At 63.3% G+C, this 7,757-nt stretch carries 6 protein-coding genes; 5 read left to right on the top strand and 1 reads right to left on the bottom strand.

Translation table 11 applies throughout. From position 1 onward, the window contains the following. Nucleotides 1-87 precede the first annotated feature (87 nt). Together EN991_RS14855 and EN991_RS14850 are read left to right on the top strand one after the other, a co-directional pair. Nucleotides 88-882 carry a DeoR/GlpR family DNA-binding transcription regulator gene (locus EN991_RS14855; protein ID WP_063171545.1) on the top strand — a complete coding sequence of 265 codons (795 nt, stop codon included), beginning with the start codon at nucleotides 88-90 and terminating at the stop codon, nucleotides 880-882. Nucleotides 883-959: 77 nt separating this feature from the next. Beyond that, the gene (locus EN991_RS14850; RefSeq protein WP_127369034.1) at nucleotides 960-3,437 is read left to right on the top strand and encodes an FAD-dependent oxidoreductase; all 2,478 of its coding nucleotides are present in this window, start codon (nucleotides 960-962) and stop codon (nucleotides 3,435-3,437) included. Here the strand turns inward: EN991_RS14850 and EN991_RS14845 are convergent. Then, nucleotides 3,434-4,303, bottom strand: coding sequence for a LysR substrate-binding domain-containing protein (locus EN991_RS14845; protein WP_013533042.1), 870 nt, complete (start codon nucleotides 4,301-4,303; stop codon nucleotides 3,434-3,436). The genes EN991_RS14850 and EN991_RS14845 overlap by 4 nt on opposite strands. Nucleotides 4,304-4,458: 155 nt before the next feature. On the opposite strand from EN991_RS14845, the gene EN991_RS14840 reads away from it, so the two are divergent. The 3 genes from EN991_RS14840 to EN991_RS14830 all read left to right on the top strand — a co-directional run. After that, nucleotides 4,459-6,159, top strand: coding sequence for a Na/Pi cotransporter family protein (locus tag EN991_RS14840; RefSeq protein ID WP_127369033.1), 1,701 nt, complete (start codon nucleotides 4,459-4,461; stop codon nucleotides 6,157-6,159). Nucleotides 6,160-6,284: 125 nt separating this feature from the next. Beyond that, on the top strand, nucleotides 6,285-7,484 hold the full coding sequence (locus EN991_RS14835; protein WP_127369032.1) for a 2-aminoethylphosphonate--pyruvate transaminase: 1,200 nt from the start codon (nucleotides 6,285-6,287) through the stop codon (nucleotides 7,482-7,484). Between the two features lie 24 nt (nucleotides 7,485-7,508). Beyond that, the coding region (locus tag EN991_RS14830) for an alkaline phosphatase family protein (RefSeq protein ID WP_206519207.1) at nucleotides 7,509-7,757 on the top strand (249 nt) is incomplete at its 3' end.

The raw sequence follows: 7,757 nt of genomic DNA, 5'->3' as shown, positions 1-7,757 counted from the left end.
CGAAAATCCTGACGACATGGCTTGAGTTGCCTCTGCGCACGATCACTGCCACATATTGCAACATCGCTACTCGATCCGAGGATCATCATGTCCCCCGACAGCAGCCTGCCGGCGCGCGCCCTTGCTCCACGTCGCCACGAAGAGATCCTGCGGCGGCTGGGCGCCCAGGGATCTGTCAGTGTCGCCGAACTGGCCGGGTTCTTCGATGTCTCGCGCGAAACCATCCGCCGTGACCTGAAGCTGCTGTCGGATAAGGGACGGCTCGGCATTGTCCATGGCGGCGCTGCCCGCTTCGAGCCGAGCGAACCGGCAATGAGCTTGCGCAGCCACGAAAATGCCGGAGGCAAGGCCGCGATCGGCAGGCTGGCCGCCGGTCTTGTAAAGGACGGCATGGTGGTGTTCCTCGATTCCGGCACCACCACATTGGCCGTCGCACAAGCCATGGCCGACCTGCGCGATCTCACCATCTGCACGGCGAGCCTGAAGATCGCGCTTCTGCTGTGCCACGTCTCAGGCATGCGCGTGCATGTGCTGGGTGGCGAAGTCGATCCCGGCGAGGAAGCAGCCTCCGGCATCGACATGCTCGAAGCCATGTCGCGCTTTCGCGTCGACATCGCCTTCCTCGGTGGTGGCGCGCTGTCGCCCGACGGCGAGGTGACCGATTTCACCCGCGCCGGCGCCGAACAGCGCAGCCGCATGATCGCGCTTGCCGCCAAAACCTACTTCGTTCTCGACAGCAGCAAGTTCGCAAAGCTGACGCCGCTCAGGATTCCGAATTTTCAACGCGCCGCCGGCGTGATCGTCGACGCGAAACCGCAGGCTGACATCGCTGAAGCGCTTGCGCGCAAAGGGCCTGAGCTGATGGTTGCCTCTTTGATGTGATATTTTGTGGTATTTTGTGTTGATATTTGGAATTCGGCTGCTATGATCCAACCGGTGTCAAAACGGCAGGATGTCCCATGGCAAACGAATTCCCTACGCAAGCGCGCGTCGTCATCGTCGGCGGCGGTATCATTGGCTGCTCGGTCGCGTATCATCTGACGAAGCTCGGTTGGACCGATGTCGTGCTGCTCGAACAGGGGCAACTCAGCGGTGGCACCACCTGGCACGCCGCAGGGCTTGTCGGCCAGTTGCGCAGTCATTCCAACATGACCAGCCTGATCAAATACTCCACGCAGCTCTATGGCGAGCTGGAGGCCGAGACCGGGCTCGCCACCGGTTGGAAGAATTGTGGCTCGCTGTCGGTGGCGCGGACCGCCGACCGCATGACGGTGCTGAAGCGCACGGCCGCATCGGCTCGCGCCCAAGGCGTCGAGATCGACGTGATTTCGCCGAAGGAGGCGGCCGATCTATGGCCGGTCATGGCGACCGACGATCTGGTCGGAGCCGTCTGGCTGCCGGGCGACGGCAAGGCCAATCCGACCGATCTCACGCAATCGCTGGCCAAGGGTGCGCGCAATCGCGGCGCGAAAATTTTCGAGCGGGTCAAGGTCACCGGCATCAGCGTGAAGAACGGCGTCGCCTGCGGTGTCGAGACGGACCGCGGCAACATTGCCGCCGAGATCGTCGTCAATTGCGCCGGCCAGTGGGCGCGCAAGGTCGGGCTGATGTGCGGCGTCTCGGTGCCGCTGCATTCGGCCGAGCACATGTACATCGTTACCGGCAGGATCGAGGGCGTGCATCCGGACCTGCCGGTCATGCGCGACCCCGACGGGTTCATCTATTTCAAGGAAGAGGTCGGCGGCCTGGTCATGGGTGGCTTTGAGCCGCACGCCAAGCCGTGGGGCATGAATGGCATTCCCGAAAATTTCGAGTTCGCGCTGTTGCCGGACGATTGGGATCAGTTCGAGATTTTGATGGAAAACGCGCTGGTCCGCGTGCCGCAATTGGCCGAGGCCGAGGTCAAGAAATTCTACAACGGTCCCGAAAGCTTCACGCCGGACAACAATTTTCTCCTCGGCGAGGCGCCGGAACTGAAGAATTTCTATGTCGGCGCCGGCTTCAACTCCATGGGCATCGCCAGCGCCGGCGGCGCGGGCAGGGCGCTGGCGGAATGGATCGTCAACAGCGCGCCGACCATGGATTTGTGGCCGGTCGACATCAGGCGTTTCGCCTCCTTCAACAACAATCCGCGCTGGCTGCATGACCGTGTCAAGGAAACGCTCGGCTTGCATTACGCCATGCCGTGGCCGAACCGTGAACTGGACACGGCGCGGCCGTTCCGCCGCTCGCCGCTCTACGACCGGCTCGCCGCCAAGGGCGCCTGCTTCGGTTCCAAGATGGGCTGGGAGCGGGCCAACTGGTTCGCGGCACCGGGAGAGAAGACCGAGAACGACTATGCCTTCGGCCGCCAGAACTGGCACGAGGCGGTCAAGCGCGAAATGAAGGCGACACGCGAAGCCGTCGCCATCTTCGACCAGACCTCTTTCGCCAAGCTCCTCGTGCAGGGCCGCGATGCCTGCGCCGTTCTCAACTGGATCTGCGCCGGAAATATTGACGTACCGGACGGTACGTCTGTTTACACGGGCGTGCTCAATGCACGCGGTGGCTATGAGAGCGATCTCACCGTTATGCGGCTCGGCGCGGAGAAATTCCTCATCGTCACCGGGTCCGCACAAGCTGTCCACGATGCCGACTGGATCGTCAAAAACATTCCGTCCGACGCGCATGCAATCGTGACCGACGTCACCTCGTCCTACGCGGTGCTGGCGTTGATGGGACCGCGATCACGCGATCTGCTGGGCAAACTCTCCTCGGCCGATCTTTCCAACGCCGGCTTTCCCTTCGCCACCATCCGCGAGATCGATATCGGCTATGCCACCGCCTATGCCAACCGTATGACCTATGTCGGCGAACTGGGCTGGGAACTGATCGTGCCGACAGAATTCGCCGTCGGCGTCTATGAGGCGTTGCATGAGGCGGGCCGTGAATTCGGTCTGCTGGACGCCGGTTACTACGCGCTCGATGCCTTGCGCATCGAAAAGGGTTTTCGCGCCTGGGGCAGGGAGTTGACGCCTGATATCGACCCCTGGCAGGCCGGGCTTGGCTTCGCCGTGGCGATGGACAAGCCAGGTGACTTTATCGGCCGCGACGCGCTGGTTGAGACGAAGCCATCGGCAGCACCGGCAAGACGCATCGTGCTGTTCACGCTCGATGATGCCGAGCCGATGCTGTGGGGCGGCGAACTGATCCTGCGCGACGGCAAGCCGGTCGGCGAAGTCCGCTCGGCCGCCTACGGCCACACGCTTGGCCGCTCGGTGGCGCTCGGCCTGATCGAGAACGAGGCGGGCGTCGACGCTGCATTTCTCACCGGTGGTCGTTTCGAGATCGACCTTGCCGGCGTTCGCCATGCCGCGACAGCACATCTGCGCAGCCCCTACGATCCGAAGTCGGAGCGGGTGAAGGCTGATGCGGTGGAGATCAGGGCCGCCGCTTAATCCGCCGACATCGAGCGCGCCATATCCAGGAAAGCCCGCACCAGTTTGCCGCCGCTGCGTTCACGCAGGCAGATCAACGCCTCGTCCATCAGGGTCTCGGGAGCATCGATGGTGATCGGCACCAGCCGCGAATCCTGGCCGAATTCGGCCGCCGAGACAAAGCCGATGCCGGCGCCCGAGGCGACGATCTCGCGGACGGCTTCGCGGCCCTCGGCTTCGATCGCCGGCCTCAATTCGATTTTCGAGGCGGCTGCGAGATCTTCGAGTTTCTGACGCGTCTTCGATCCACGCTCGCGCATGACCAGTGATTCCTGCGCGAGCTGCTTGAGGGTGAGCGACTTTTTCGCGGCCAGCGGGTGGTCGACGGATGCAAACGCGATGATCGGCGTCGAGTTGAGTTTCAGCACCTCGAAATCGCGCCCCGTCGGCACCTCGCCCAGCACGCCGATATCGGCATCGTAGCTGTAGAGGCTGCTGATCACCGTCTCGGTGTTGCCGGCGCGCACCGAAACCTGCACGCCGGGGTAGCGGGCCCGGAAGCTGCCGAGAATATGAAGCAGATGATGTGCGGCATCGGCGACGATGCGCAGCGTGCCGGAACGCAGGGCGCGGGACTCCGTCAGGAGTTCGAGCGCCTGTTGCTCGGTATCGAACATGCGGTGGGTTATTTCGAGCAATTTCTGGCCCGAATGGGTCAGCGTGACCTGCTTCTTGTTCCGGTTGAACAGCAGCACATCATACTCTTCCTCGAGCTTGCGCACCTGGTCCGAGATCGCCGGCTGGGTCAGGAAGAGCGCCTCGGCGGCGCGAGAAAAGCCACCGCAGATGGCCACCTGGTGAAAGGCTCGCAACTGGACGTAGCGCATCTCCCGTGCCTCCGACACTTCTGAAATCGCCGACATCTTATCATAAGGATTGCTTAGGAAAAGATCGAAAGGAACGATTTGACTTATGTTTTGCCGACCCTCAGCCTGAGCATGGGTCGACATCCCTGCCGGCCGTTGGCACCGGAGGCGTCGCCATGCAATTTTCCATCATCCTGCTGCATCTGGCGGGTGCGGTCATGCTGCTGCTCTGGGCCGTGCATATGGTGCGCCAGGGTGTCGAGCGGGCCTGCGGGCTCGCTTTGCGTGATGCCCTGAGGCAAGCCCGGGGTGAGCGGATCAGATCGGCCGGTGTCGGCACCGTGCTTGCCGTGCTGCTGCAGAGCTCGACCGCCGTCGCTATCCTGGCGGCCGGGTTTGCCGCCAGCGGCATGGTTTCGGTGTCGGCCGGGCTGGCGATCCTGCTGGGCGCCGATCTCGGTTCCGCCCTGGTCGTGCAGGTGCTGTCGTTCGACCTCAGCTGGCTTGTGCCGGCGCTGATCCTGGTCGGCGGCGCGATGGCCCTGAAGTTCGAAGTGGCTGGCATCAGGCATAGCGGGCGAATCCTGATGGGGGTCGCCTTCGTCCTGTTGTCGCTGCATATGATCGGCGAGGCGACCGCACCGATGCGGCAGAGCACCTTGCTGCCACTGGTGATTTCCTATCTGCGCGCGGACTATTTCACCGCCTTTGCCGCCGCTGCCCTGTTCACATGGCTGATCCACTCCAGCGTCGCGGCGATCCTGCTGTTCGTCACGCTTGCCGCGCAAGGCGTCTTGCCGGTCGAGGTCGGTCTGTTCTTCATCCTCGGCGCCAATTGCGGCGGCGCGCTGATCGCGGTTTGGCTGACGCGCGGCGAAGCCGTCGAGGCGCGCCGTATCCCGCTCGGCAATCTGATCTTTCGCGGCACGGCGGCGCTGGCGGCTTTGTTCGCGCTTCAGGCCGTGACCTTCCCGGCGCATCTGTTCGGCGCAACCGAAGGCCGCCAGCTGGTCAACCTGCACCTTGCCTTCAATCTGGTGCTGGTCATCTGCTGCTTGCCGTTCACCGGCATGATGGAGCGGCTGGTCGCCTTGTTGATCGCAGACAGGCCGGTGGCAAAGGCCGAAGAGGGTGGAGACCTGATGTCGCGCCGCACCAGCGCGCTCGACCGCACCGTCATGCGCACACCCGGTCTTGCGCTAGCCAGTGCCACCCGCGAGCTGCTGCGCATGGGCGAAGTCGTCGAGGTGATGCTGCGCCCAGTGATGGATTTCTTCGACGCCGGCACCGGCGACCAGATACGCCAGGCCCAAAAACTCGATGAGGAGGTCAACCGCGCCCATACCGAAATCAAGCTCTACATTGCCGAAGTCAACCGCGGCAGCATGAGCGTAGCCGAAGCGCAGCGCGGCATCGAGCTCACAGACTTCGCCATCAATCTCGAACGCGCCGGCGACATCGTCGCCAAGAACCTGCTCGTGCTCACCCAGGAGCTGCGTGACAAGAACCTGCGCTTCTCACGCGACGGCTGGAGCGAACTGGCCGGGCTTCACAACCGTGTCATGGCCAACATGCAGCTTGCACTCAATGTGCTGGTGTCGAGCGATCTCGATTCGGCGCGGCAACTCGTCGTCGAGAAGGAGCGGATGCGCAGACTGGAACGCACGAGCCACGACCGTCACCTCAAGCGCCTGCAATCGGGAATGCCGCAGAGCATCGACACCAGCGACATCCACCTGGAGGCCGTGCGGGCGCTGAAGGAGATCAACTCGCTGATGGCCTCGATCGCTTATCCCTTGCTGACGCAGAGCGGTGATCTGCTGGAAAGCCGGCTGGCGAGAGGGGCTGCGGAAGTGAGGGCTCCTGCACTGGCCTGAGGACGGATTCCCGCCCGGCATGTCATTACTAAAATCGATACATCGATACAAAATAACGATTTTACAAATAGATCATTCAGGCCAAGAATAAGGCCACATCGAACGCAGATCGAGCGGAGGACAACATGCTCGCCGAGACGAAATTTGCCGCGGAGCCGCTGGCCAGCCCGGCGCTGGGCGAGCCGTATCTTCTGACCCCGGGGCCGCTCACCACGGCCTATTCGGTCAAGCAGGCGATGTTGCGCGACTGGGGATCGTGGGACGGCGACTTCCGCGCCATGACATCGGATATGCGTCGCCGCCTGCTGGCGCTGACCGGGGACAGGAACGATGAGTTCGACTGCGTGCCGATGCAAGGCAGCGGTTCTTTCTGCGTCGAAGCGATGCTGGGGTCGTTCGTGCCCAGGGACGGCAAGGTTCTTGTGCTGGCCAACGGCGCCTACGGCCTGCGCGCCGCGCAGACCATGCAGTATCTCGGCCGCGCCTATACGCTGATCGACAAGGGCGACTATCTGCCCCCGCGCGGCGACGAGGTGGCAGCGGCCCTCGCGGCCGACCCTGATATCACCCATGTCATCGCCATCCATTGCGAGACCAGTTCCGGCATCCTCAACCCGGTCGCTGAAATTGCCGAAGCCGTCCATGCCAAGGGTCGCAAGCTGCTGGTCGATTCCATGAGTGCGTTCGGCGCCGTGGCGCTCGACATCAACGAAATCCGCTATGAGGCGATGGTCTCGTCCGCCAACAAGTGCATCGAAGGCGTTCCGGGTTTTGGCTTCATCATCGCGCGCAAGAGCGAACTGGAGGCCGCCAAAGGCAGGAGCCATTCGCTGTCGCTCGATGTCCACGCCCAGTGGGCGCACCTGAACAAGACCGGCCAGTGGCGCTACACGCCGCCGACGCATGTCGTGGCCGCCTTCCTCGAAGCACTGCGCCAGCATGAGGCCGAAGGCGGCGTCGCCGGCCGTGGCGCCCGCTATACGAGGAACCGCGACGTTATGGTGGCCGGCATGCGCGACCTCGGTTTCGAGACACTGCTCCGGGATCGCTGGCTGTCGCCGATCATCGTCACCTTCTTCAACCCGGCTCATGCCAGTTTCGCGTTCGACCGTTTCTACGACCTGATGAAGGACAAGGGCTTCATCATCTATCCGGGCAAGCTGACCGCCGTGGATTCGTTCCGCGTCGGCTGCATCGGCCAGATGGACGAACATGTCATGCGCCGCGTCGTCGAGGCGGCGGCGTTCTCGCTTCATGAAATGGGCGTCGACACCGCCGCCCCACCCGCCGCGGCACTTGCCGAACGCGCCAAACTCGCCGCCTGAAGCGGCCGACTTCGAGGATATCAGATGAACCAGATGTCTCCCATCAACGTCGCGGTCAACGGCCGCACCTATGCCTGGCCGCGCGTGCCGGCGATCGCCATCTGCCTTGACGGCTGCGAGCCGGCCTATCTCGACGAGGCGATAGAGGCCGGGCTGATGCCGGCTCTGGTCAGGATCAAAGAGAAGGGCACGGTGCGCTTTGCGCATTCGGTCATCCCGAGCTTCACCAACCCCAACAATCTGTCGATCGCCACCGGCCGACCGCCGTCGGTG

The organism is Mesorhizobium sp. M7A.F.Ca.US.005.03.2.1, from assembly GCF_003997795.1.
In the GTDB taxonomy this organism is placed as follows: Bacteria; Pseudomonadota; Alphaproteobacteria; order Rhizobiales; family Rhizobiaceae; genus Mesorhizobium; species Mesorhizobium ciceri.
Note: the sequence above shows the minus strand (reverse complement) of the source record. Positions and strands in the feature narration are given on the sequence as shown.